We start from the raw sequence: 22714 nt of genomic DNA, 5'->3' as shown, positions 1-22714 counted from the left end.
GAGTCCGGAGTTATACGGAAGGCTGGTGCGGTGAGCGAGAACGACCTGACGGGGATCTTCCACGAGGACAACCTCGACCTGCTCCGCCGGATGCCATCTGGCTGCGTTGACCTGGCCTACTGCGACCCGCCGTTCAACACCGGCAAGGTCCAGAAGATGAACCGCATCAAGCTGGGACAGGGCAGCCAGATGCGTGGTGGGTTCCTGGGGCGGAGCTACTCGTACGAGGTGACCACGCGGCACAGCTACCGCGACGACATGCCGCTCGAGGAGTACCTGGACTTCCTCGCCGAGCGGCTCGTCGAAATCCACCGGGTTCTGAAGCCTACGGGGTCGCTGTACCTGCACTTGGACTGGAACGTGGTGCACTACGCGAGGTTCATGCTCGATGAGATTTTCGGCCCGGACAACTTCCTGAATGAGATCATCTGGAGCTACGACTACGGCGGCCGTGCACGGGACAAGTGGGCGCGCAAGCACGACAACATCCTCTGGTACCGCAAGGGGAAGACACACACCTACAACCGCGACGCCATCGACCGCATCCCCTACATGGCCCCGGAACTCGTCGGACCGGAGAAGGCCGCCCTCGGGAAACTGCCTACGGACGTGTGGTGGATGACGATCGTCCCGACCAACGGCAAGGAGCGCACGGGCTACCCCACGCAGAAGCCCCTCAAGCTGGTAGAGCGCATCGTTCGTGCCAGCAGCAACCCTGGCGACCTCGTCGCTGACTTCTTCATTGGCAGCGGCACCGCGGCGGTCGCGGCTGCGAAGCTCGGCAGACGCTACGTTGGCTGCGACGTAAGCCCCGACGCCATCCGCATCACGAAGGAGCGCTTGGCGGGGGTCCAGCCAACGCTCGAGGATGCCGCTTGTCTGCCTGGGATTGCCTTGTAGCTGCCAATGAAGTGACGCGCGATGCGATGGTCAGTAAGGAGGTCAGCCCCTGGGTCGGTTCACCCTTCGAGTGGCTCATGATCTTGCCGTCGCGATCGAAGGGCGCGGCCGCCGAAAAGCTGACGGAGCAGTTTCTCGTCACCTCGGGGCTCGCTGTGGGTCGGCCCGTCAACAGCGGTCACGACCGCTTGGTGAACGGGCACAAGGTGGAGATCAAGATGAGCACCCTCTGGAAGGGTGGCACGTACACCTGGCAGCAGATCCGAGACCAGGACTACGAGTTCTGTTTGCTGCTAGGGCTGTCTCCGCAGACGGCGTCCGCGTGGCTGGTCCCGAAGGCGGTGGCGCAGGAGAAGTCTGTCCCTCAGCACGGTGGTCAGGCAGGCATGGACACGCGTTGGCTGACCGTTGACGCAGCTAACCCCCCGGACTGGATGAAGGAGTGGGGCGGCACTCCCGACGACTTCCTCGTCGTGGCAGCCCACTACCTGGCATGACCGCGTTGATCCGCCTCACGCCGGAACAGGTCGAGGAAGCTCAGGAGATGGGCGCCAAGACCTTCGAGCGGTGGCAACGCCATCGTGGGCACTACCGAAACCTGTACGGATCCCACGTGCGGGGGAAAATCGGCGAAATCGCAGTCGAGGAATGGGCTCATAGGCAGGGCATCGCCGTGGTGGAATCCATCTTCCGCGACCCCAGTCGCGAGCGCGAGGCGGATCTTCTCCTGGGCTCGGCGCTCGTCGATGTCAAGACCTGGGATGCCTCGGGCTGGCCCGAGTGGGGGCGATGCGTGGCGCCGACTCAGCTGCCAGCCCTACGGCGGAAGGCGACCTTGCTCGTCTGGTGCTACGTCGAAGAGCACCGCTACGTTGACGTGACGGTCGCTGGATGGAACACGCTCGATGAGATCGCCGCCACGGCGCTCAGGCCGACTGGACCAGCAGGCAGGGAGGTCTTGAACCATCAGTTGCCTGACAGTGAGGTCCGTCCGCTCGATTCCCTTGCGGTTCTGCTGCGCTCGTGAGGCCCGCTGGGGCACGGTCCTGGTTGCGGCGCTGTTGGAGGTCCGGCCTACGCTCGACGGAGGATCCGGGCACTGTCGCGGTGTGACTAACCCCGAGGGAAACCCCGAGGCCAACACCGTCTAAAGCACGGACCCCCCGGGCCTCTAGCTCAACTGGCAGAGCAGCGGACTTTTAATCCGCGGGTTGTGGGTTCGATCCCCACGGGGCCCACCGTGCTGACCAGCGCTACGACGTCAGGTCGCGGATCTGCGCCCTTGCGACGGTGCCACCGTGGTTGCCAGTTCAGCCCCACAGTGCCTCTCCCGTCCGCCGGGCCGCGTCCTCGGCGAGCTCTGGTGCCACGTGGGAGTACGTGCCGAGGCTGAGGCTGATCTGCGCATGGCCGAGCATCTCCAGCGCCACCCGCGCGGGCACGCCCTGCTGCTACAGCAGCGTGGCCGCGCTGTGCCGGGCGTCGTGCAAGCGTGCAGGCGCTACGCCGGCCTCGGTCAGTAGCGCCCGCCACGCGCGGTGATCACTACGAGGGTCGATCGGCCGACCGTTCTCCTGCGCGGATACCTGGTCGTGGTCCTGCCACTGCGAGCCCGCCGCCATGCGCTCATCGAGCTGGCTCGGGTCATGAAGCCGCAGCGCCTCCCGCATTGGGCCGGGTGGAGCGATCGTCCGGCGGCTCGTCCGAGACTTCGGCGGGACGAACACCAAACCCTTCCCCGGCTGCCGCTGCAGCGCCTGACGCACAGTCACCGTGCCCGCCTCGAGGTCGACGGCGTCCCAGGTCAGGCCAAGCGCTCGCACTGCCGCAACCCCAGGGCCAGTGCCACGGACCACCGTGCCGCACTGCGTCGCCCCCTCGCGGCTTCCAGTACCAGGCGTGCGTCCTGCGCGGACAGCGGCCGAACCTCCTCCCGCTCAACACTCGGGGCGTCAACCAGCGCACAGACGTTGCGCGCCACCTTGTCCCGCTGCATGGCCACCTCGAAAGCCCGGGGAAGCACCCGATGTGCCTGGAGGATCGACGCCGGCGCCAATCCGCGCGCCTGCGGGCCGCCGTACAACTTCGTCACGTGCTCGGGCTGCAGACGGTCGAGCCGGTGATGGCCGATGCCGGGGGCGAGCTGGTTCCCAACAAGCTGTCGGTACCGCGCCGATGTCGACGGCCGCACCTTTCGAGCCGCAATCGTGTCGAGCCAATGGTCAAGCCATTGAGCGACGGTCGAACCTCGTCCAGCAGCTCCAGCCGTGCCGGCGTCCCGTCTCCGTGCGAGCTCGCACACCTTCGCCACGACATCGGTCCGCTTCGTACCGGACACGTGCCGTCGGTCCCGCTCGCCGTGTTCCTTGGGCCCATCGACACGTAGCCGTGCCACCTGCCGTTGGTGCTCTTGTGATCGAGGACTCACCGCTTGCTGCCCGCCGGATCCTGAGTGGGAGTCCTCGTCGTTCTGGCCCTCCATGAGGTTGGTGGCGCCCTCGCGCAGGCGGGTTCGCAGTTCTTCGACCAGCAGTCGGGTGACGTGTCCGCGCCGCGCTTGCAGGGCGCGGCCATCCCATCCCCCGCGACTACGTCTTGCGGAGGTGGCGGAGATGGGCACGCAGGGTTGCCTACTTGGGCTACCACTCCTCCGTGGTGCCAGGTGAGGGTCGAGTCGGCGTTCGCCCGGAAGGTGTCCTGGTACAGCAGACGGGCCTAGAACGAGCGCCGATATTGCTCCCGTTGGAGCCGGGCTGGTCGGCCTGGCGACGAGGCAGGGTCACTCACAAGATCCACTGCAACGGTATGGTCCGCGCCCAGTCGTCGCACAGCGGAGGACCTCCTTGGGCGCACCCGGGCACGGATACTCGGGCGGTTGGCGTCCGGAGCGGCCTCCGCAGGGCTGGCCGCAGCCACCGCAGGGCTCTCCGCCCGGTCCGTTCGGTCCGCCGCCTGGCTCTGTACCTCCCGGAGTGCCGCCACACGCGGGTAGGCCGCCGTCGGGCGGGTCGAGCTGGCCAGCGGTTCTGATCGTCCTCGGCGTCGCAGTCGTCCTCCTCATCGTCTACGTCGGGGTCACCGTCGGCCGAGAGGCTGGGTCGTCGATCAGCGGTGAACCCGCGGCCGAGGGCGGCACGGCCGCCCCACCCGCGCCAGCTTTCCAAGGTCAGCGGCCGGGAGACGTCAGCGCCGAGGTGGGGCAGACCATCACCCTCGACGGGCTGGCGATCACGGTCGCCCCGCTGGTCGAGGGGCGCGCTCTCGGGTCCACCCCGGTACTGTGCGGGAGCGTCACCATGGTCAACAACAGCGACGGATCAGCCTCGTTCAACGGCTTGTTCGACTGGAAGCTGCAGAACCCCGCCGGCGTAGCCCGCCGCACCACCTGGAACGGCACCGACACGCCACTCAACTCCGGGGAGCTGGCACCCGGCGGCTCCGTCACCGGCGACGTCTGCTTCGACGACACCGGTGCACCCGGGCAGTACGCCGTCATCTACGAACCGTCATTCTTCTCCGACGATCGCGCCGTGTGGGTCTACAACCGCTAGTTCGCTCCGAGGTAGGGCACGTGTCAGCGGTCCCGCTGCATTACGGACAGAGGCGATCCAGCGATTCCGAGTCGTACCGGCTCGCCGCCACGGCACTGCTCAAGCGCGAGGAAGTGGAACGCGTAGGCGCGCCGGGCTTCGCTGAGCTCCGGCGGCCCTTGAGGAACATGTCGGGCACGTCTGACTGGGCTCGATCCGGATAGGGATGTCCTGGCCGGCGCTCAGCTCGAGCATGTGCGTGTTCGCCTGCAGGACCTCGTACGGGTCCGCGTCGAGCACCAGGAACTCCGTCCCGGGAATCTCCCCACCGTTGGTGGCGGCAAGCTTGAGAGGGCCTCGACCCTCCGTCAGGAGGTCGCGGAGGGCAGCGACGATGCGAAGGCTGCGTGCGGACTCGCCACCGCCGATGTCCAAGCCGATGGCGAACCACTTGTCCCGGTCGAGGCCCATCAGCTCATGGACCGTTTTCCGGTCATCTGCTCATCGAGCTGGGCGGTCCCTTGCCAACCCGGGTGAGTGACCTCGGCGACGCGCCAAGGGAAGCCATCCTGCACGGGCGCCCGCTTGGCTGTGTCGCCCCGGACGAGTAGGAAACGGCACCGTGTCGCGTTGTGTCGCACCGAGTACGGACGAGAGGCACGGTTACTTCGATGGCGTGACCACCACCATCCGCGTACTCGTTAACACCCATCTCACCCTCCACACGTCGTCGAGGTGGAGTACGACGGCCAGTGGTGGCGCGGCTTCCGGTCGCGGTGGTTGCCATGTGATGACGGTCAAGGCTGGATGGGGCAGGTCGAATGCTCCGTCCGCCACGAGCACGGCGAGAGCACGCACCTGTCGACTGTGCCGCCGGACCTGCTACTGGCCGGTCGTGGCCCCCCTTTCGCCACGCCTAGCGATAGTTGCATCGGCTCCATTCACTAGTCAGGTGACTGAGTACGCGGGAGTCGTCGCGGATTGCGACGCTCGGGCCGTTGTGCACCGCAATCGGCGGGTAGCCGGATAGTCGCTGCCGGTGCGGGCATGCCGCACCAGTCCGTCAAGTTTGTCTAGCCGGTGTTGGCGATGCTCCTTCTACTGGTGATCAAGCGATTAGGCCGACCAGCCTGTCGCGGCACCGGGGACCGACGGGGCCCCCCCGGGCTATCCGAGAGGTCTGGTCATGCACCTGTCCCCAGGAGTTCGAACCTGCTGCGTGGTCGCTGGAAGTCTCACCCTGGTCCTGGGAGCCGTCGCCCCGGCCTTCGCCACGGACGATCCTGCACCGGAAGAACCCGGCGCACTGGAGCCCGAGCAGACGTTCGAGTGGCCACCGGCCGACACCGGGGGTGAATGGCTGCCGGTGCCCGACGAGATCTATGCCGGAGGACTGGCTGTGGAGGCGTGCGGATCGACCGTGACCCTCAGTGTCGGCGATGTCAACGAGACCGAGTATCAAGCGATGCATCAGCCGGACGGCACCATTCGGGTGGAGATCCGCGGCGCCCTCACCACCGATGTGGTCCGAGAGTCCGACGGCGCGATGCTCGACGAAGTCGACAATTCTGGTCCGGGTACGGAGATCTTCGACTCCGACGGCCGATCGATCACCTTCTCCTACGACGGGCCGTCATTCGTAGGTGCCTTCGACGAAGTGGAGGCGGCCGTATTCGCCGAGCAAGGGCTGCCGCCGTTGTTCTTCTACGCGAGCGGGAACACCACCGAACGCGTCATCTTCTCCGAGGATCCCGAAGCGGAGACGATCGAGTCGGCTGAGTTCCTCACCGACACGGCTCGTGGTGTCCAGGACGTCTGCGACCTGTTGGACGACGCCATCGCCTAAGAGGCGATCTTCGTCCGAGCACCGTCACGCCCGTTGGCGTGTGACGAAACGACACAGCGCCCCCTGGCTGGTTGCTCAACCGGGGGGCGCTGTCGCTTCTTGGCCGAGCCGTCAGCTCAGCGCAGGCATGATGTCGATGAGCAGGCGCAGTTCCGTGTCCTCGTCGACGTCCTACGCGAGGGCCAGGACGCGTCAGTCCTCGAAGCAGATCGACTGCCGGCCGTTAGACAGCGGCATGTTCACAGACCTTGCTTGTGTGGTCGGTAGCGTCGTACATGGGTCCTCGTCCTCCTGGTCAGGGTGGGGACCAAGGCCCCGTCGGTGTTCTCGGCACCGGCCGGGGCCGTCTCGTTGTGGTGCATTTGTGTGCCAGCGACAGGCGTTCACAGGAGTCCGGATGGGTCCGCCACTGTTTCGTCACCCGCCTGGCGGGGGCGTCGACTCATCCTCCGAGCAGGGCAGACAGCACCTCCGCAGGAGCTCGAGCGATGTCCTGACGGCGTCGGGGTCCTCGACCCATCACCGGTGGGCGTTGACGGAGAGGCGGCGGGCGCGGGACGGGCGCTTGAGCGTGGTCACACCGGGCAGGTCTGCGCGCCATTCGGCAACTGCTCAGGACCGCAACGGTGGCGCCCGTACGTCAGGACCTCTCCGAGGAGCAGTGGAGCGCCGTCGACGGAGGCCAACTGCCGGCGCCCACCGACTTCACCTGCAGCCGCCGGAGGCCCGGATGAGGCGCAAGGACGCCGCGGTGTCAGGCGCGTCAGGCTGCCCGGTGGCGCCCTAGCGGCGGGGTGGACTGCCCACGAGAACACGGGTCGTCTGGCACGACGCCGAAGACGCACGGGCCGCGTGGAGGAGCGCCCGAGCCTAGGTCGTCGTCGACCAGCTTCGCCCGGCTCGTGGCGGACCGGTCGTCACTGTCGGGCGGTGGGATTCGCCCGACGGGGATCCGCTGCTGGTCCTCACCTGGCACCACTGAGCCAGCCTGGCTCAGACGGAGGTCGGCGCACCGGCCCTCGGGCGTCATGCGGAAGCGAGGACCGTGCTCAGGACTGCAGGCCCGACGGCCGGCAGGGTCTGCGGCGTCGGTGCGCTGAGACGCTGCAGGTACAGCGCCCGCAGCACTCCGTCCAGGACTGCTGTTCGCCTTGCAGGAAGCGGCCGGTCACGGTCCGCCGCACTGTCAACTTGCCGCTGGACGACAGCTCGCAGGTAGCCGTCGACGTACCCGGTCGCGATGTGCTGCAGCTCCTCGTCGGTGTTGCAGTAGCCCAGCAACGAGGCGACGGCGCGCTCGGTGCGCGTCAACGGCTGCCGCCAGGAGTTGAGCAGGGCCTCCAGGTCGCCGGCGAGGTGGCCGGTGTCGGCAACGGGCGGCCGGTCGCGCCGAGCGCTGAGCGCCTCGGTGACGAGCGTGGCGATGCTGCTCCAGCGGCGGAGGACCGCGGTCTTCCCGCACTTGGCCTCGCGGGCGACGCTCTCGACGCTGACGGCCCGCCAGCCATCGTCGGCCAGCATGTCGAGGACGACGTCGAGCAGGCGCGCGGTCAGCCACTCGTCGAGTGGCCGGCCCTTCTGCCTTCGCTCGGTCGTGTCCGCGGCCGGCATGCTCGGGATCATCGTGGTCCGCTCCTCGGCGGGTCAGGCGGCGGCAGGTTCACGAGGCTGCGCCGCCCGAGGCTCACTCAGGTCGGCCACCGGTCCCGCGACGACCTGGAGCTGCGGAACATCGACAGGGCTGGCATCTCGCTCGGGGCGAACGGCTCCAACCAACAGGAGCAGACCCGTCAGCACGCCAGGCGCACACCAGATGAGGAGTGCCCACTGCCACCAGCTCACGTCCGGCTCCTGCCCTCGCCGCGCCCCCGTCGGGGACCACGGTTGCCGAGAGCAACGGGCTACGGAGGGAGCGACCCGCCGTGGCGTGACGACTGAGACTCCTGGGGCGTGGACGGCCACGGCCACGGTCACAGGCGCGGGCAACGGCGTCGCCTCCACGGTGGCCGCGCACTCGGACCACAGCTGCCCGCGGCCGACCTCGTGCACGGTCGGGCCCTCCACAGCGAGCGTGGATCAGTCGGCAGTGCGGCCGTCGGTGTGGGTCATCAGCCGCAGCCGGCCGCGGAGCCCGGCGGTGGCACGCTCCAAGTCGTCGTACGGCACCGCTGCCGCGGCCCGGTACCGCGTGGGACGCAGCGTGACGGCGGGGCGGCTCGTCCGGGTGGCGGTCGGCCGCACATGTCACCCGACCGGGGTGGCCGTCAGGCGGGGCGGGCCGGCGGGCCAGCCGTGACCTGTGGGACCGCTGAGGCGGTCCCGCGGCATCGGTCCGTGGACACGCCGCCGAGCGCAGCCGGTCCGGTCGATCGGCGGCGCGACGCTGTCCCCATGACGTCCAGCGGTCTCGTCACCGGCTACGAGTTGGGCTCCGTCCTCGTCCGCCACCCGAGCGGCCAGACCTCCCTGCCGGTCCGGGTGCCACACGCCATCCGTCCCGGTCAGTCGGTCATCGACGGGGACGTGCACGCCCTGTGTGGGGCGCCGGTGCAGCAGCTGACCGGGACGGCGTGGCCGCCGGCGCGGCGGCGGAGGTTCGTGTCGCAGCCGTGCTCGTTCTGCGGGGTCGGCGAGTCTGCCTAGCGTGGACGCCGTGGAGCAGGTGACCGGCTGGCGGCGGGAGTACCTTGAGCGCTGCCCGTCGAGGTGCTGCACGACGACGGCCGCTGGTACCGCGTCGCCGATGATGTCGGCTCGGCCGCTCTCCCGCGCGGCCCGTGCATCTTCGGCGTCGTGCCAGACGACCCGTCTTCTCGCGGACAGTCCCCCCGGCCGGTACGGCACCACCGGGCAGCCTGACGCGCCTGACACCGCGGCGTCCTTGCGTCTCATCCGGGCCGTTCGGCGGCTGCAACAGATGTAGGTGGGCGACTGCAGGCGGTCTTCGTCGACGGCGTCTCGTGCTGCCTGCCGCTCGGATCCCGGCAGCGCACCTGGTATCGCCTCACTCCGTCAGTCGTCCTGATGGCAGCGATGCTCCCGGCCGTCGCGCCAGGCTGGCTTGTCACCCTGCCGCTGTCCACGGTCAGGCTGCAGTGAGTCCCCAGTCGCCCGGCTCTGTGTATGGACCACATCGACCGTGATGGGACGTCGTGCAGGGGAACCGCCCATGTCGCGTCCTGCGGTCCCGAGTTCCGGACAGCGTGGGCAGGACGGACTTGTCGACAGCCAGGGGACACTGAACCGGTTGGGTGCAACCGATACGGACACGGCGCTGTAGTTCCGGTCCGGGGATGCCGATCGTCATCCCGTGAGTCCCACCGGCCCCAGCAGCCTCTCGGCCCGGCTCGGCCGCTTCCCGTGGCCGGTGGTCTCGCTTGCGGCCGCGGTCGCCTATGCGGGGGCGAGCCTCGTCGGTCGCGCCACCCGGCTCGAGGGCTCCCAGCTCTCGCTGGTCTGGCCGGCGGCCGCCGTCGGCGTCTTGTGGCTCGCGGCCTCGTGGCGGGCGCCCCACCGGCGTGCGGCCGACACCGTCGCGATCGCGCTGGTCGCCGGCGCGGTCAACGCCGCGACCGGGATCGAGCCGCTGGTCGCGCTCGCCCTCGGGGCGGCCAACGCTGTTCAGGCGCTGGTGGCCTGCGCAGCACTGTCGAGACTGCAGCGGGCCTGGGGGTCGTCGCCGTGGCGGATGGACCGGCCGGCCGACCTCGGCGCGCTCGCCGTCGCCGCGGTCAGCTCTGCCGCGCTGACCGCGGGCATCGGGCCGGTGGCCCTGTGGCTGCTCGACGGCGCCGACCCGTTCGCCAGCGCCGGCACGTGGACGGTGCGCAACGCGGCCAGCATCGTCGTGTTCACGCCCCTGGCGTTGCTCCTGGTCACCCCTGTCGTCCGCGAGCGCCTCGGGCGTCGACGCGCCGCTGAGCTCGCCGGCGTGTCCCTGTTCGCGGCGCTCGCCTACCTGGTGGTGTTCGGCGCTGAGGTCCACGTCCCCCTCGCCTTCGCGCTGTTGCCGTTCGGCATGTGGCTTGCGCTGCGGTTCGACGCAACCGTGGCCGCCGCTCAGGTCACCCTCGCCGGCGTCCTCGTGGTGGCGCTGACCCTCACCGGCCGCGGCCCCTTTGCCGTCGGGGACCCTTGGCTGCAGGCTCTCCTGGCGCAGGCCTACGTCACCGTGGCCGGTGTCATCGCGATGGTCCTGGCCCTGCACCGGGCCGAGCGGACCCGGCTGATCGCCCGGCTGGAGCGAGCCCGTGCCCGCGCCGACGAGCAGACTCGCCGCGCCGAGCAGGCGGCGGCCGCCACGTCCGCTTTCCTCGCGACGATGAGCCACGAGATCCGCACGCCGCTCAACGGTGTCCTCGGCCTGACCCGGCTGCTGCTGGACACGGACCTCGACGAGCGGCAGCGCAGCTGGGCGACCGCGGCGGACCGGTCGGGGCAGGCGCTGCTGCGAATCGTCAACGACGTCCTCGACACGGCCAAGATCGAGGCGGGCGCCGTCGACCTCGAGGAGGTCCCGTTCGACCTCGCGGAGGTGCTCGACGAGGCCGCCCTCCCGCTGCGGACCGCCGTCGCCGACCGCGGGCTCGCACTGGCCGTGACGCCGGTCCCCGGCGTGGGGACGCTGCGCCGTGGCGACCCCACCCGGCTGCGCCAGGTGGTCGGCAACCTGCTGTCCAACGCGGTCAAGTTCACCGAGCGCGGCTCGGTCAGTGTCGCCGTCGACGGCGACGCGGACACCGTGGTGCTCTCCGTGGCCGACAGCGGCATCGGCATGACCGGCGAGCAACTCGAGCGGCTGTTCGCCCCCTTCACCCAGGCCGACGCCTCCACCACGCGGCGCTTCGGCGGCACCGGCCTCGGCCTGTCGATCGCCGCCGGCCTGGTGGAGCGGATGGGCGGCCGGATCACCGCCTGCAGTGCGCCGGGCGTCGGCACCACGTTCCGTGTGGAGCTGCCGCTGCCCGTCGCGGGCGGTTCCGCGGCGGCCGCGTGCCCGAGGACGGCTCCGCAGGGGAGCCTGGTCGGCGCGCACGTCCTCGTCGCCGAGGACAACGAGGTCAACCAACTCGTGGCGCGGGCGACGTTCGAGGCCCGAGGGATGCACGTCGACGTCGTGTCTGACGGGGCTGCCGCGGTGGCCGCCGTGCTGGCCGGTCGCTACGACGCGGTGTTCATGGACTGCCGGATGCCGGTCATGGACGGCCTCGAGGCCACCCGCCGCATCCGCGCCGTCGAGGAGGTGGAGGGACGCGGGCGGACCTCCATCATCGCACTGACCGCCAGCGCGCTGGTCGAGGACCAGTTGCGCTACCGGCAGGCGGGGATGGACGGCTTCCTCCCCAAGCCCTGGACCGCTGAGGAGCTCGAGCGGGCTCTCGACCTGGTACGCCGGGCGGTGCCCGGTGGTGCGGCCGTCCCGGTGATGCCCGGCTCCACGGTTCCCACGTCCCGGGTCGGTGCCGAGACGAGCGCCGCGACGGACACGAGTGCCGACGACGACCTGAGCGCTGTCAGGGCGCGGTTGGACGAGCTGTTCGAGGACGTCGACCCGGCGGAGGCCGCGCCGGTGCGCCGACAGGTCCTGCTCGCCTTCCTCGACCGCACGGCGGAGTCGATCGCCGAGCTGGGCGAGGCCGTCGCGGCCGGGGACCACCCAGCGGTCGTCGCGGCCGCGCACGCGATCAAGGGCAGCGCTGGCGTCACCGGCGCCAGTACCCTCGCCGCCCTCGCCGCTTCAGTGGAGGAGCGGGCGGAGGCGCCCGGGTCGACCGGGCTCATGCCCTTGGTCGCTCAGCTGTCCGAGGCCTTCCAACGGTCGGCACCTGGAATGGTCAGCCTGGCCGGCGAGGTGTCCGCCCCCGCTCCCGGGTCCGCCACATGACCGCCGCCCCGGCCTGGCTGGCCCCGTTGACAGGGCTCGCTGACCAGGTCCCCGACCTCACCGTCTGCGTCGCCGACATGGACCTGCACTTCGTGCTCTGCCACGGCCCGTGGTTGACGCGGCGGGGGCTGACCGAGGCCGACATCCTCGGTCGTCCGGTGCGCGACCTCGTCCTGCCCGCCTATGCCGGCGCCATCGGTGAGCTGCTGGCCGCCGCGCTGGCCGGTCGGCCGGGCTCGGCCGAGTTCGTCGTCGACTACGGGCAGGGGAACGGCGCTGGCCTCGCAGTCTGGGAGATCACGGCCGCGCCGACGACAGCCCCGGACGGTGCGCCGATGGTGCTGTGGACCGGCCGCGACACCGTCCGATCACGGATGAGCGACGCGGCCCGCGTCGCGAGTGAGCACCGCTTCCGGACAGCCTTCGACGCCGCGCCGACTCCCATGGCGCTGCTCGTGACGCCCGTCTCGGCGGCAGACCTCGTCGTCGGTCAGGCCAACGAGGCGCTGGCCCAGCTGGTCGGCGCCACCGCCGACGGCCTGGTCGGCACACAACTGACCGGTACGGCGCCGGGCGGGACCTCAGCCGGACCGGAGCTGAGGTCACTCGTGGAGCGGACGCTGAGCGGACACGCCGACCTCACCGCCGACACCTGGCTCCGGCACACCGACGGGACCCGCGTCCCCGTGTCGGCCGTCAGCTCACAGCCGCTCCGGACCACGGCGCCCGACGGGACGACGCGGACGGAACTGGTGCTCGTCCTGCGCGACACCTCCGCCGAGCTCGCCACGCACCGCGCGCTCACCGAGGCGCTCGCGGGGGAACGCCGAGCGGCCGAGCACCTACGCCTGCTCGAGAGCCTCCGAGGCGACTTCGTAGCGGCCGTCTCGCACGAGCTGAGGACGCCGATGACGAGCATCCTCGGCAATCTCGAGATGCTGCTCGACGGCGATGCCGGGCCGCTGACCCCCATGCAGGCACTCATGCTCGCCACCGTCGAACGCGAGTCCCAGCGGCTGCGGCGGCTCATCGAGGACCTCCTGACCACCGCGCGCATCGAGGCGGGCAGCATGCCCGCCCCGGTGTCCGTCGAGGTCGACATGGCGGTCGTGGCTGCCGCTGCGGCCGCGGAGGTAGGCGGTCAGCTGGCGCGCCGTGGCCAGCACCTCGTCCCGACGATCAGCGGCCCCGCCTGGGTGCAGGGTGATGCGGCTGCGCTACGCGGCGTCATCGCAGAGCTGTTGAGCAATGCCGGGAAGGTGTCCCCCGAGGGCACCACGGTGCTCCTGAGCTGCAGCCCCGAGCGCGACGGTGTCGTGGTCGTCGTGGCCGACAGCGGACCGGGCATACCGGAGGCGGAGCTGCCGTACGTCTTCGAACGGTTCCACCGCACCGCCTACGCCGGAGAACAGGCGCTCCCCGGCACCGGGCTGGGACTCTCCCTCGTCCGGCACACCGTCACCGCGCACGGCGGCACCGTCGTCGCCGCGTCCACCGGTCAGGGCGCCGTCTTCACGGTCCGCCTGCCCGCGTCCGCCCGCATCCCGTCCCCTCACCACGTCCGGAGCCCCGCGTGACCCATGTCCTGGTCGTCGATGACGACCCCGCCATCGCCAGCCTCGTCGCGTTCAAACTCGGCCGGCTCGGCGCCCGGGTCACGGTGGAGGCCGACGGCGAGGCCGGGCTCGCCGCGGCTCGTCAGCTGCGCCCCGACCTGGTCGTCCTCGACTGGATGATGCCGCGGATGAACGGGCTCGAGGTCTGTGCCGCGCTGCGCGCCGACCCGGACCCGGCCGTCGCCGGCGTGCCGGTGGTGCTGCTGACCGCCAAGGCGCAGGAGAGCGACGTCGAGCGCGGCTTCGTCGTCGGAGCCACCGACTACGTGGTCAAGCCCTTCAGCCCGCGGGAACTGGTCAGCCGGGTCACGGCCGCCCTGCCGCCGGGCGCGCTCGGCGCGTGAGCGCGCTGTCCCTGGCGGCCGTCGTGGCGACGGCCGTCCTCACCGGCGCGACCCTGCTCCTCCTGGCCGCGCTCGGGGCCGAGCACGTCCGCCGCGGCCGCCGCGCCGCCCGCGACGCCGCCCGGCGCGCCGAGCTCACCCCGCTGGTGCACGCCGCTCTGGAGGAGGACGACGAGGAGGGCGCCGCCGCGGAGCTCGACCGAGCGCCTGCGCCGCTCGACGACCTCGTGCTCGACCTGCTCCCTCAGCTCCGCGGTGCCGACCGCGCCGCGCTGGCGCGGCTGCTGGCGCGTCGCGGCGTGGTGACGCGCGCGGCTGCAGACCTCTCCGCCCGCGCCGCGTGGCGACGGGGCCGCGCCGCGGCGCTGCTCGGCAACGCCGCCGACCCCGAGCACACCCCGGCGCTCGTCCGCCTGCTCGCCGACCGAGCGCCCGCCGTCCGGTGCGCCGCCGCCCGCGCCCTCGGCAAGGCCGGTGACCCGGCCGCGGCCGGCCCCCTGCTGCGCACGCTGTCGCGGTCGCGGGCGGTGCCCGCCGGCGTCGTCGGCATGGCGCTCCTGGACCTCGGCACGCCTGTCCTGCCCGCCCTGCGCGAGGCCGCAGCCGGTTCGGCCGCACCGGCCGCCCAGGCGCTGGCCGCCGACCTGCTCGGGCTGCACGGCGACCTGCAGGCCCTCGACCTGCTGCTCGGGCCCGCCACCGACCGGACCCGGCCGGTGGCGGTGCGACGCGGCGCCGTCACTGCACTCGGCCGCCTCGGCTCGCCGTCGGCCACCCCGGCGTTGGCCGCGGTGCTGGCGGAGGCCGGCGACCCGACGCTGCGGGCCTCCGCCGCCGAGGCGCTCGGCCGCATCGGGGATGACGCCGCGCTCGCCGCGCTGGTCGCCGGCGTGACCGACGACCCCGTCGCGCGCTCCGTCTGTGCCGACGCCCTGGCCGCCGCCGGGGAGGAGGGCCGAACCCGGCTGTCCGCGTACGCCCGGCACGGCGGGCCGGTCGGGCGCGCCGCCCGCGCGGCGCTGTCGAACCGGGCCCGCCCGCGCGAGTACCGCGCCCGGACGGCGGCGTGATGCGCGCGTTCCTCACCGACGTCGTCACCGCACTGAACTGGACCGTGCTGGGCTACGTGCTCGTCCTCGACGCGTCGATGCTGCTGCTCGTCCTCGTGGGCGGTCGCCGGGTGGCCACCACCTTGCGCTGGGCCGGCGCCGAGGGCCTCGACCGCGTCCTCGCCAGCCCGCTGACCCCAGGCATCTCGGTTCTGGTCCCGGCACACGACGAGGAAGCCGGTGTCCTCGACACCCTCGCCGCCGTCCTGGCCCAGCGGTATCCGCTCGTGGAGGTGGTGCTCGTCGACGACGGCTCCACCGACCGCACCTTCGACCTGGTGGCCGAGCGCTACGGCCTGGTGCCGGTGACACCGCGGTGGTGCGCGGACACCCCGGTCGAGGGCGAGATCCTCTCGGTGCACCGGGCCACCACCGGCGACCCGCTGACCGTCGTTCGCAAGACGAGTGTCAAGCGCCGGTCCGACGCGCTCAACGCCGCGCTCAACCTGGCTCGTCACCCGCTGGTGTGCATGGTCGACGCCGACTCGCTGCTCGAGCCCGACGCCCTGCTCAAGGTCGCCCGGCCCTTCATCGAGGACCCGGCGAACGTGGTCGGCACCGGCGGGGTGATCCGTACTGCGAATGCCGCGGTCACCGACCGCGGCGCGGTGATCGAGCCGCGCCTGTCGCGCCGCTGGCTGGTGCGCATCCAGGCCGTCGAATACCTGCGATCGTTCCTCCTGGGTCGCACCACCTGGGCCGACGCCGACGCGCTGCTGATCATCTCCGGCGCGTTCGGGCTCTTCCGCCGTGACGCCGTCATCGATGTCGGCGGTCTCGACGCCCGGTCCTTGGCCGAGGACGCCGAGCTCGTCGTCAGCCTGCGCGAGCACCTGCAGCGGGCCGGCCGGCCGTGCCGCATGGTCTTCGTGCCCGAGACCGTCTGTTGGACGGAGGTGCCCGAGACGTGGGCGGTGCTGGGCCGGCAGCGGCAGCGCTGGTCGCACGGCCTGGCCCAGCTGCTGTGGAAGCACCGCCGGATGGTCGGCAACCCTCGCTTCGGCACCGTGGGGCTGCTGGCGCTGCCGTTCTTCCTGGTCTTCGAGCTGCTCGGGCCGGTGGTGGAGCTGGTCGGGCTGGCATCGGTGGCCGTCGCCGCCGTCCTCGGGATCCTCGACCCGGGCACCGCCGCGCTCATGGTCGGCGTCGCGCTGGCGCTGGGCGTGTTGGTGAGCACCGCCGTCGTCGCCGTCGAGGAGTTCACCTTCCACCGCTACGGGAGCGGCCGGGACCTGCGCGCGCTGCTGCTCGCCGGCGCCCTGGAGAACGTCGGCTACCGGCAGGTCCACTCCTGGTACCGGTTCCGCGGGCTGGTGGCCGCGCTCGCCCGCCGCGATCCCGTGTGGACGGCGATGCCGCGAACTGGCTTCACCACAGCGGAGCGGCTCACGCCTGCGAGGTGATCCGCCACCACTGGGTCCTGCGCGCGATCACCACCTGGGCTCGTCCATCACGTGCTCGTCAGGCGGCTCGATCACCGTCGGCTCTGACGTACGCGTCGTCGTCCGACGTCCGACTGTCGTGAGGCAGATCCCACCGCTTCGAGGAGCACGCAAGTCGCAGCCTGCCGCTCGGGCAACTCACCGGTCGACTCACCGGGGCGCCGACCCTGGCGGCGAGCGTCCGAGCCGGCTGGTCGGCCTGGTCACGGTGGGGTCAAAAGGCCGCGGTGGGGTCATCGTGGCCGAGTACCAGCTGCTCACCAGGCTGGCGGACCGCCGACGGCATCGGCCGCCCGAGTGACGGCTTCCTCGTCCCGTCGGGGCGCTTGGCTCGTCGACAGTCCGTCCGTCCCGTGGTGTCCTCGGGCGAGCCGGAGGATCACCAGGACTCCTCGAGGACGACGGCTGTGCGGCCGCTGTGCAAACGGTGGAGCAGCACGTCCCCCGCGGGGTTGCAGTCGCTGCCCTCGCCCTGCCGGACCTTGGCGGCGAAGCGCAACCGGTCCCCCTCAGCGGCGATCCACTCGACCGCCGGGCCGCAGGGCCAGCGCCCCAGCAACACGTCCTCCCGCTTGAGCCAGCTCCGGGCGTCCCGGCGGGTCATCCGGCGGCCCTTGGCCAGGATCTCTCCGTCGGGGGTGCGCAGGACGAACTCCCCGCCTCCGGGTGGCCAGAGAGCGGCGTGCGCGAGGACGGCTCCCGCTGCTCCACAGCCGGACGGTAGCCAGTCGGGCCGCGGGCGCCGCATCCCCGGACGCAGGACGCGCCCCCGGCCGGCAGGCCGGGGGCGCGTCGGAAGTCGGGCGTCAGCCGAGGACGGGGACCTCGGTGGCCGGGTCGCCGTCGGCCGCGGCGGCCAGGGCCGGGACGACCTCGTCGACCAGGTAGGGGAGCGACAGCGGGCTGCCGAACCCGAGCGCCGCGGAGACGTCGCCGGAGTAGGCGCCCAGCAGGACCGTGCGGCCCGAGGTGACGACGTCGAGCGCGGAGAACAGCGTGTCGGCGTCGGCGGCGGCCTGGTCGTAGCCGTTCACCGCGAGCACGTCGGCGTCGAGCAGGTCGAGCCGCTCCTGGCTGACGTCGGTGCTGGTCTCGGGGACGGTGAAGCCCAGGTCGGTGAAGAACTGGGTGCGCAGGTCGTCGGAGCCCAGCAGGTAGTGGCCCGAGCCGACGCCGGTCAGGTCGACGGCGATCGACGTGCCGGCGAAGTCGGGGTTCTCCTCGACCGCGGTCTCGAACCGGCCCTCGACGTCGTCGACGAGCGCCTGGGCCTCGTCCTCGCGGCCGAGCGCCTGGCCGATGAGCAGCGTCTGCTCCTGCCAGGGGGTGGCGCCGTCGGCGTACTCGTCGGTCTGGGCGAGCGTCGGCGCGATGCCCGACAGCTGCTCGTACACGGCCTCGTCCATGAACGAGTACACGCCGACGATCAGGTCGGGCTCGAGTGCCGCGACGGCCTCGACGTCGATCTCCTCGCCGCCCACGGTCGGGATCTCCTCGTCGGGGAGCTGCTCCTCCGCCCACGGGCGGGTCGTGGCGTCGTAGTCGCCGAGCAGCTCGCGCTCACCGACCGGCGTGACGCCCAGCGCCAGCACGAAGTCCTGGTCGTTGAAGCCGACGGTGACCACCCGCTGCGGCTCCTCGGGGATCTCCGTGGTGCCGAACTTGTTCTCGATCGACACGGGGAAGGCGCCCGAGGACGACGACGAGGACGACGAGCCGGCGTCGGCGGCGGGCTCGTCCTCCGAGCCGCAGGCCGTCAGGCCGCCGGTGAGGGCCAGGACGGCGAGGGGGACGACGAGACGGGACGGGCGCGAGAGACCCGGACGCGGAGACACCCGGGCAGGTTAGCCTGCCCTAACCGCGCGGTGATCACGGGGCGTCCGGGAGCCACGCCACCAGACGGCCCCGTGACCAGCACCGACCCACCGTCTCGACGCGCAGTCGCCCGCCGTCGGACACCGCCACGGCCAGGATGCTGTGCCCGGAGGCGGGGCGGTCGCCGAGCGTCGGCACCGACGGCGCCACCCCCACGCCCTCCGCCGACACCCACGCCAGCGCTCGCCCGGCCGCGGCCTCCTCGAGGCGTCTCAGGAACGCGGCGCGGCGCGCGGGCGCCAGCCGGGACAGCGCCCACGTCGTCGTCACCACGGGGAGTGCGCCCGCAGGCACCCGCGCCAGCGCCTCCGGCAGCACGTTCACCGGGTCGCCGCGCACGAGCCGCGGCGGGGCGGCGGCCGCCAGTGCGACCTCCGCCGCCAGCAGCGCGGTCCGCTCCTCGTCGTCCGCCGGCACGGACGCCAGCAGCCACCGCGCGTCGTCCGGATCGGTCACGTCGAGCGGCGCCCGGTCGACGCCGACCCGGGCGACGACCGGCGGGAGCGCCGTCGCGGGCACCGGCCGGCCGCCGACGGTCCCGGCGCGCACCTGCACCGGCGAGGCCGGGTCGCCGAGCACCGGGCCGTCGTCGTAGCGGACGCCCACCCGGTCGACGGCGGTGTTCAGCGCGGCCGGGCGGCCGACGTCGACCAGCCCGACGGCGTCCGCGCCGGCCCGCCGCGCCGCCTCCGCGACCAGCGGGTACAGGACGGCGTACCGGCCGGTCTCGTCGCGGACCGCCCGCCGGGGCACGGCGTCAGGCGCCGACGTAGGCGGCCAGGTGCTGCCCGGTGAGGGTGGAGCGGGCGGCGACCAGGTCGGCCGGGGTGCCCTCGAAGACGACCCGGCCGCCGTCGTGGCCCGCGCCGGGACCGAGGTCGATGACCCAGTCGGCGTGCGCCATGACCGCCTGGTGGTGCTCGATGACGATGACCGAGCGGCCGGAGTCGACCAGCCGGTCGAGCAGGCCGAGCAGCTGCTCGACGTCGGCCAGGTGCAGGCCGGTGGTGGGCTCGTCGAGCACGTAGACCTCGCCCTTGCCGGCCATGTGGGTGGCCAGCTTGAGCCGCTGCCGCTCGCCGCCGGACAGCGTCGTGAGCGGCTGCCCGAGGGTGAGGTAGCCCAGGCCCACGTCGGACAGGTGGGTGAGCAGCGCGTGCGCCGCCGGCGTCCGCGCCTCCCCGGCGCCGAAGTACTCCAGCGCCTCGGCGACCGACATCGTGAGGACCTCGCTGATGTCGCGCCCGCCCAACTTGTACTCGAGCACCTCGTCCATGAACCGGCGGCCCTCGCACACCTCGCAGGGGCTGGCGACGCCGGCCATCATCGCCAGGTCGGTGTAGACGACGCCCGCGCCGTTGCAGGTGGGGCAGGCCCCGGCGGAGTTGGGGCTGAACAGCGCGGGCTTCACGCCGTTGGCCTTGGCGAACGCCTTGCGGATCGGGTCGAGCAGGCCGGTGTAGGTGGCCGGGTTGCTGCGCCGCGAGCCCCGGATGGCGCCCTGGTCGACGGTGATCACGCCCTCGCGCCCGGACACCGAGCCGTGGACGAGCGAGCTCTTGCCCGACCCCGCGACCCCGGTGACGACGACGAGCACCCCGAGCGGCACGTCGACGTCGACGCCCTGCAGGTTGTGGGTGGCCGCGCCGCGGACGGCGAGCGCACCCGTGGGCGTGCGCACCGCGGGCTTGAGCGCGGCGCGGTCGTCGAGGTGGCGGCCGGTGAGGGTGCCGCTGGCCCGCAGGCCCTCGACGGTGCCCTCGTAGACGACCTCGCCGCCCGCGGTGCCGGCGCGCGGGCCGAGGTCGACGACGTGGTCGGCGATCGCGATGGCCTCGGGCTTGTGCTCGACGACGAGCACGGTGTTGCCCTTGTCGCGCAGCTGCAGCAGCAGCTCGTTCATCCGGGCGATGTCGTGCGGGTGCAGGCCGATCGTGGGCTCGTCGAAGACGTAGGTGACGTCGGTCAGCGAGGAGCCGAGGTGACGGATCATCTTGGTGCGCTGCGCCTCGCCGCCGGACAGCGTCCCCGACGGCCGGTCGAGGGAGAGGTAGCCCAGCCCGATCTCGACGAAGGAGTCGAGGGTGTGCCGCAGCGAGGCCAGCAGCGGCGCGACCGACGGCTCGTCGAGCTCGCCCACCCAGGCGGCGAGGTCGCTGATCTGCATCGCGCAGACGTCGGCGATGGACAGCCCGCGGATCTTCGACGACCGGGCGGCCTCGCTCAGCCGGGTGCCGCCGCACTCGGGGCAGGCGGTGAAGGTGACCGCCCGCTCGACGAAGGCGCGCACGTGCGGCTGCATCGCCTCGACGTCCTTGGACAGCATCGACTTCTGGATCTTCGGGATGACGCCCTCGTAGGTGAGGTTGACGCCCTCGACCTTGATCTTCGTCGGCTCGCCGTGCAGCAGCGTGTGCAGCTGCTCGTCGGTGAACTCCCCGACCGGCACGTCCATGGGCAGCCCGGCGCCGGCGAAGATGCGCCCGTACCAGCCGTCCATGCTGTAGCCGGGCACCTTGAGGGCGCCGTCCTGCAGCGACTTCTCCGCGTCGTAGATCGCGGTCAGGTCGATGTCGTTGACCCGGCCCATGCCCTCGCAGCGCGGGCACATGCCGCCGGTGATGCTGAACTCGCGGCGCTCCTTGACCTCGCGCCCGCCCTTCTCGAACGCGACCGCGCCGGCGCCGCTGATCGAGGCGACGTTGAAGGAGAACGCCTGCGGCCCACCGACGTGCGGCTGCCCGAGCCGGCTGAACAGGATGCGCAGCATCGCGTTGGCGTCGGTGGCGGTGCCCACCGTGGAGCGCGGGTTGGCGCCCATCCGCTCCTGGTCGACGATGATCGCCGTCGTCAGGCCGTCGAGGACGTCGACGTCGGGGCGGCCCAGCGTGGGCATGAAGCCCTGCACGAAGGCGCTGTAGGTCTCGTTGATCAGCCGCTGCGACTCCGCGGCGATCGTGCCGAACACCAGCGAGCTCTTCCCCGACCCGGAGACGCCGGTGAAGACCGTGAGCCGGCGCTTGGGCAGCTCGACGCTGACGTCCTTGAGGTTGTTCTCCCGGGCTCCGTGCACCCGGATGAGGTCGTGGCTGTCCGCCGCGTGCGGAGAGCTCGGGCGGGCGTCGGGCGTGGCCGTGCTCATCGGGTCTCCATCCGAGGTCGCGGGGTCGCAGCCGCTGTCTACCGGACGGGGACGACGGGACGGGAGCCCTCCGCCCCGTCCGGCTGACCCGCGGGCGCTCGGGCGACGGCTCAGGCGCGCAGGTGACGGCTCAGGTGACGGCCTGGATGCGGACCATGTTCCCGGCGGGGTCGCGGAAGGCGCAGTCGCGGACGCCGTAGGGCTGCTCGGTGGGCTCCTGCACCACCTCGGCGCCGGTGGCCTGGATCCGGTCGAACGTGCCGTCGAGGTCCTTCGTCGCGAGGACCAGCGAGGCGTAGGTGCCCTTGGCCATCATCTCGGCGATCACCCGGCGCTCCTCGTCGGTGACGCCCGGGTCGGCGGCCGGCGGGTGCAGGACCAGCGAGGTGGCGGCCCCGTCGGCGGGACCGACGGTGATCCAGCGCATGCCGGCGTAGCCGACGTCGTTGCGCACCTCGAGGCCGAGCGCGTCCCGGTAGAAGGCGAGCGAGGCCTCGGGGTCGTCGTGGGGGAGGAAGGCGTGGTGGATGGTGAGGTCGGTGGCGGTGGAGGTCATGTCGGTCACGCTAGGGACGGCGCCCCCGCCGGTGCTTCTCGATTCCTGACCGGTCGCGTCGCCGCCCTGACCACGCACGACGGCATGTCCGCCGCGCGCGCCGCCTCCCGCCGGTAGGTGCTCGGCGGCACGCCGACGAGCTCGGTGAACCGGGTGCTGAAGGTGCCGAGGGACGAGCAGCCGACGGCGAAGCAGACCTCGGTGACGGTGAGGTCGCCGCGGCGCAGCAGGGCCATCGCGCGCTCGATGCGCCGCGTCATCAGGTACGAGTACGGCGACTCGCCGTAGGCCCGCCGGAACGCGCGGCTCAGGTGGCCGGCCGACACGTGCACGCCCCGGGCCAGCGCCTCGACGTCGAGCGGCTGGGCGTACTCCCGGTCGATCCGGTCGCGGACCCGGCGCAGCCGCGCGAGGTCGCGCAGGTGCTCGCGGTCGTCCGGCGGCCTGGTCACGGGCGGATGGTGCCACCG

Annotated in this window: 19 protein-coding genes and 1 tRNA gene; 11 read left to right on the top strand and 9 right to left on the bottom strand. The window is 71.9% G+C overall.

Annotated features, from left to right (window positions below):
* Nucleotides 1–30: 30 nt before the first annotated feature.
* The 4 genes from ACI78R_RS01375 (at nucleotide 31) to ACI78R_RS01360 (ending at nucleotide 2138) form a co-directional block, all read left to right on the top strand.
* Nucleotides 31–900, top strand: a complete 870-nt coding sequence (locus ACI78R_RS01375) for a DNA-methyltransferase (RefSeq protein WP_457039395.1) — start codon at nucleotides 31–33, stop codon at nucleotides 898–900.
* A complete protein-coding gene (locus tag ACI78R_RS01370; protein ID WP_457039394.1) occupies nucleotides 876–1397 on the top strand; it encodes a hypothetical protein in 522 nt (173 codons plus the stop codon). The genes ACI78R_RS01375 and ACI78R_RS01370 overlap by 25 nt, the downstream gene beginning before the upstream one ends.
* Nucleotides 1394–1927 carry a hypothetical protein gene (locus ACI78R_RS01365; RefSeq protein WP_457039393.1) on the top strand — a complete coding sequence of 178 codons (534 nt, stop codon included), beginning with the start codon at nucleotides 1394–1396 and terminating at the stop codon, nucleotides 1925–1927. Before ACI78R_RS01370 ends, ACI78R_RS01365 begins: the two co-directional genes overlap by 4 nt.
* 138 nt (nucleotides 1928–2065) lie before the next feature.
* Nucleotides 2066–2138 (top strand) — tRNA-Lys (locus ACI78R_RS01360).
* A gap of 72 nt (nucleotides 2139–2210) precedes the next feature.
* Here ACI78R_RS01360 and ACI78R_RS01355 read toward each other — a convergent pair.
* Complete coding sequence (locus tag ACI78R_RS01355; RefSeq protein ID WP_457039392.1) at nucleotides 2211–2342, bottom strand: hypothetical protein; 132 nt, start codon at nucleotides 2340–2342, stop codon at nucleotides 2211–2213.
* A gap of 362 nt (nucleotides 2343–2704) precedes the next feature.
* Nucleotides 2705–3520: a site-specific integrase gene (locus ACI78R_RS01350; protein WP_457039391.1), complete on the bottom strand. Its 816-nt coding sequence runs from the start codon at nucleotides 3518–3520 to the stop codon at nucleotides 2705–2707.
* Between the two features lie 574 nt (nucleotides 3521–4094).
* On the opposite strand from ACI78R_RS01350, the gene ACI78R_RS01345 reads away from it, so the two are divergent.
* Together ACI78R_RS01345 and ACI78R_RS01340 are read left to right on the top strand one after the other, a co-directional pair.
* Nucleotides 4095–4451: a DUF4352 domain-containing protein gene (locus ACI78R_RS01345; RefSeq protein ID WP_457039390.1), complete on the top strand. Its 357-nt coding sequence runs from the start codon at nucleotides 4095–4097 to the stop codon at nucleotides 4449–4451.
* Nucleotides 4452–5649: 1198 nt separating this feature from the next.
* Nucleotides 5650–6276: a hypothetical protein gene (locus tag ACI78R_RS01340; protein WP_457039389.1), complete on the top strand. Its 627-nt coding sequence runs from the start codon at nucleotides 5650–5652 to the stop codon at nucleotides 6274–6276.
* 1026 nt (nucleotides 6277–7302) lie between these two features.
* On the opposite strand, the gene ACI78R_RS01335 is transcribed toward ACI78R_RS01340, so the two are convergent.
* Entirely contained in the window at nucleotides 7303–7899 is a 597-nt protein-coding gene (locus ACI78R_RS01335) for a TetR/AcrR family transcriptional regulator (RefSeq protein WP_457039388.1), read from the bottom strand.
* A gap of 1687 nt (nucleotides 7900–9586) precedes the next feature.
* On the opposite strand from ACI78R_RS01335, the gene ACI78R_RS01330 reads away from it, so the two are divergent.
* The 5 genes from ACI78R_RS01330 to ACI78R_RS01310 are packed head-to-tail and all read left to right on the top strand — an operon-like array spanning nucleotide 9587 to nucleotide 16632.
* On the top strand, nucleotides 9587–12160 hold the full coding sequence (locus tag ACI78R_RS01330; protein WP_457039387.1) for an ATP-binding protein: 2574 nt from the start codon (nucleotides 9587–9589) through the stop codon (nucleotides 12158–12160).
* A complete protein-coding gene (locus ACI78R_RS01325) occupies nucleotides 12157–13737 on the top strand; it encodes an ATP-binding protein (RefSeq protein ID WP_457039386.1) in 1581 nt (526 codons plus the stop codon). The genes ACI78R_RS01330 and ACI78R_RS01325 overlap by 4 nt, the downstream gene beginning before the upstream one ends.
* The gene (locus tag ACI78R_RS01320; protein ID WP_457039385.1) at nucleotides 13734–14120 is read left to right on the top strand and encodes a response regulator transcription factor; all 387 of its coding nucleotides are present in this window, start codon (nucleotides 13734–13736) and stop codon (nucleotides 14118–14120) included. Before ACI78R_RS01325 ends, ACI78R_RS01320 begins: the two co-directional genes overlap by 4 nt.
* On the top strand, nucleotides 14117–15190 hold the full coding sequence (locus ACI78R_RS01315) for a HEAT repeat domain-containing protein (RefSeq protein WP_457039384.1): 1074 nt from the start codon (nucleotides 14117–14119) through the stop codon (nucleotides 15188–15190). Before ACI78R_RS01320 ends, ACI78R_RS01315 begins: the two co-directional genes overlap by 4 nt.
* Nucleotides 15190–16632, top strand: a complete 1443-nt coding sequence (locus ACI78R_RS01310; RefSeq protein ID WP_457039492.1) for a glycosyltransferase family 2 protein — start codon at nucleotides 15190–15192, stop codon at nucleotides 16630–16632. The genes ACI78R_RS01315 and ACI78R_RS01310 overlap by 1 nt, the downstream gene beginning before the upstream one ends.
* 418 nt (nucleotides 16633–17050) lie before the next feature.
* On the opposite strand, the gene ACI78R_RS01305 is transcribed toward ACI78R_RS01310, so the two are convergent.
* The 6 genes from ACI78R_RS01305 to ACI78R_RS01280 all read right to left on the bottom strand — a co-directional run bounded on the left by ACI78R_RS01305 (nucleotide 17051) and on the right by ACI78R_RS01280 (nucleotide 22696).
* Nucleotides 17051–17275, bottom strand: coding sequence for a hypothetical protein (locus ACI78R_RS01305; RefSeq protein ID WP_457039383.1), 225 nt, complete (start codon nucleotides 17273–17275; stop codon nucleotides 17051–17053).
* A gap of 202 nt (nucleotides 17276–17477) precedes the next feature.
* A complete protein-coding gene (locus ACI78R_RS01300) occupies nucleotides 17478–18506 on the bottom strand; it encodes an iron-siderophore ABC transporter substrate-binding protein (protein ID WP_457039382.1) in 1029 nt (342 codons plus the stop codon).
* A 34-nt stretch (nucleotides 18507–18540) separates the two neighbouring features.
* Nucleotides 18541–19299 carry a DUF2332 domain-containing protein gene (locus ACI78R_RS01295; RefSeq protein ID WP_457039381.1) on the bottom strand — a complete coding sequence of 253 codons (759 nt, stop codon included), beginning with the start codon at nucleotides 19297–19299 and terminating at the stop codon, nucleotides 18541–18543.
* Between the two features lie 4 nt (nucleotides 19300–19303).
* Nucleotides 19304–21688 carry an ATP-binding cassette domain-containing protein gene (locus ACI78R_RS01290; RefSeq protein WP_457039380.1) on the bottom strand — a complete coding sequence of 795 codons (2385 nt, stop codon included), beginning with the start codon at nucleotides 21686–21688 and terminating at the stop codon, nucleotides 19304–19306.
* Between the two features lie 130 nt (nucleotides 21689–21818).
* A complete protein-coding gene (locus tag ACI78R_RS01285) occupies nucleotides 21819–22244 on the bottom strand; it encodes a VOC family protein (RefSeq protein WP_457039379.1) in 426 nt (141 codons plus the stop codon).
* Nucleotides 22245–22249: 5 nt separating this feature from the next.
* A complete protein-coding gene (locus tag ACI78R_RS01280) occupies nucleotides 22250–22696 on the bottom strand; it encodes a helix-turn-helix transcriptional regulator (RefSeq protein WP_073421157.1) in 447 nt (148 codons plus the stop codon).
* Between the last annotated feature and the right edge of the window lie 18 nt (nucleotides 22697–22714).

This window comes from Geodermatophilus sp. SYSU D01106 (assembly GCF_054049995.1).
This window is presented reverse-complemented; position numbering and strand designations above follow the sequence as displayed.

What these genes read in the sequence shown, in the direction of transcription:
- ACI78R_RS01290 (WP_457039380.1), bottom strand. Translation starts at nt 21,688, where the DNA reads ATGAGCACGGCCACGCCCGACGCCCGCCCGAGCTCTCCGCACGCGGCG.
- ACI78R_RS01325 (WP_457039386.1), top strand. Translation starts at nt 12,157, where the DNA reads ATGACCGCCGCCCCGGCCTGGCTGGCCCCGTTGACAGGGCTCGCTGAC.
- ACI78R_RS01365 (WP_457039393.1), top strand. Translation starts at nt 1,394, where the DNA reads ATGACCGCGTTGATCCGCCTCACGCCGGAACAGGTCGAGGAAGCTCAG.
- ACI78R_RS01305 (WP_457039383.1), bottom strand. Translation starts at nt 17,275, where the DNA reads ATGACCCGCCGGGACGCCCGGAGCTGGCTCAAGCGGGAGGACGTGTTG.
- ACI78R_RS01335 (WP_457039388.1), bottom strand. Translation starts at nt 7,899, where the DNA reads ATGATCCCGAGCATGCCGGCCGCGGACACGACCGAGCGAAGGCAGAAG.
- ACI78R_RS01285 (WP_457039379.1), bottom strand. Translation starts at nt 22,244, where the DNA reads ATGACCTCCACCGCCACCGACCTCACCATCCACCACGCCTTCCTCCCC.
- ACI78R_RS01310 (WP_457039492.1), top strand. Translation starts at nt 15,190, where the DNA reads ATGCGCGCGTTCCTCACCGACGTCGTCACCGCACTGAACTGGACCGTG.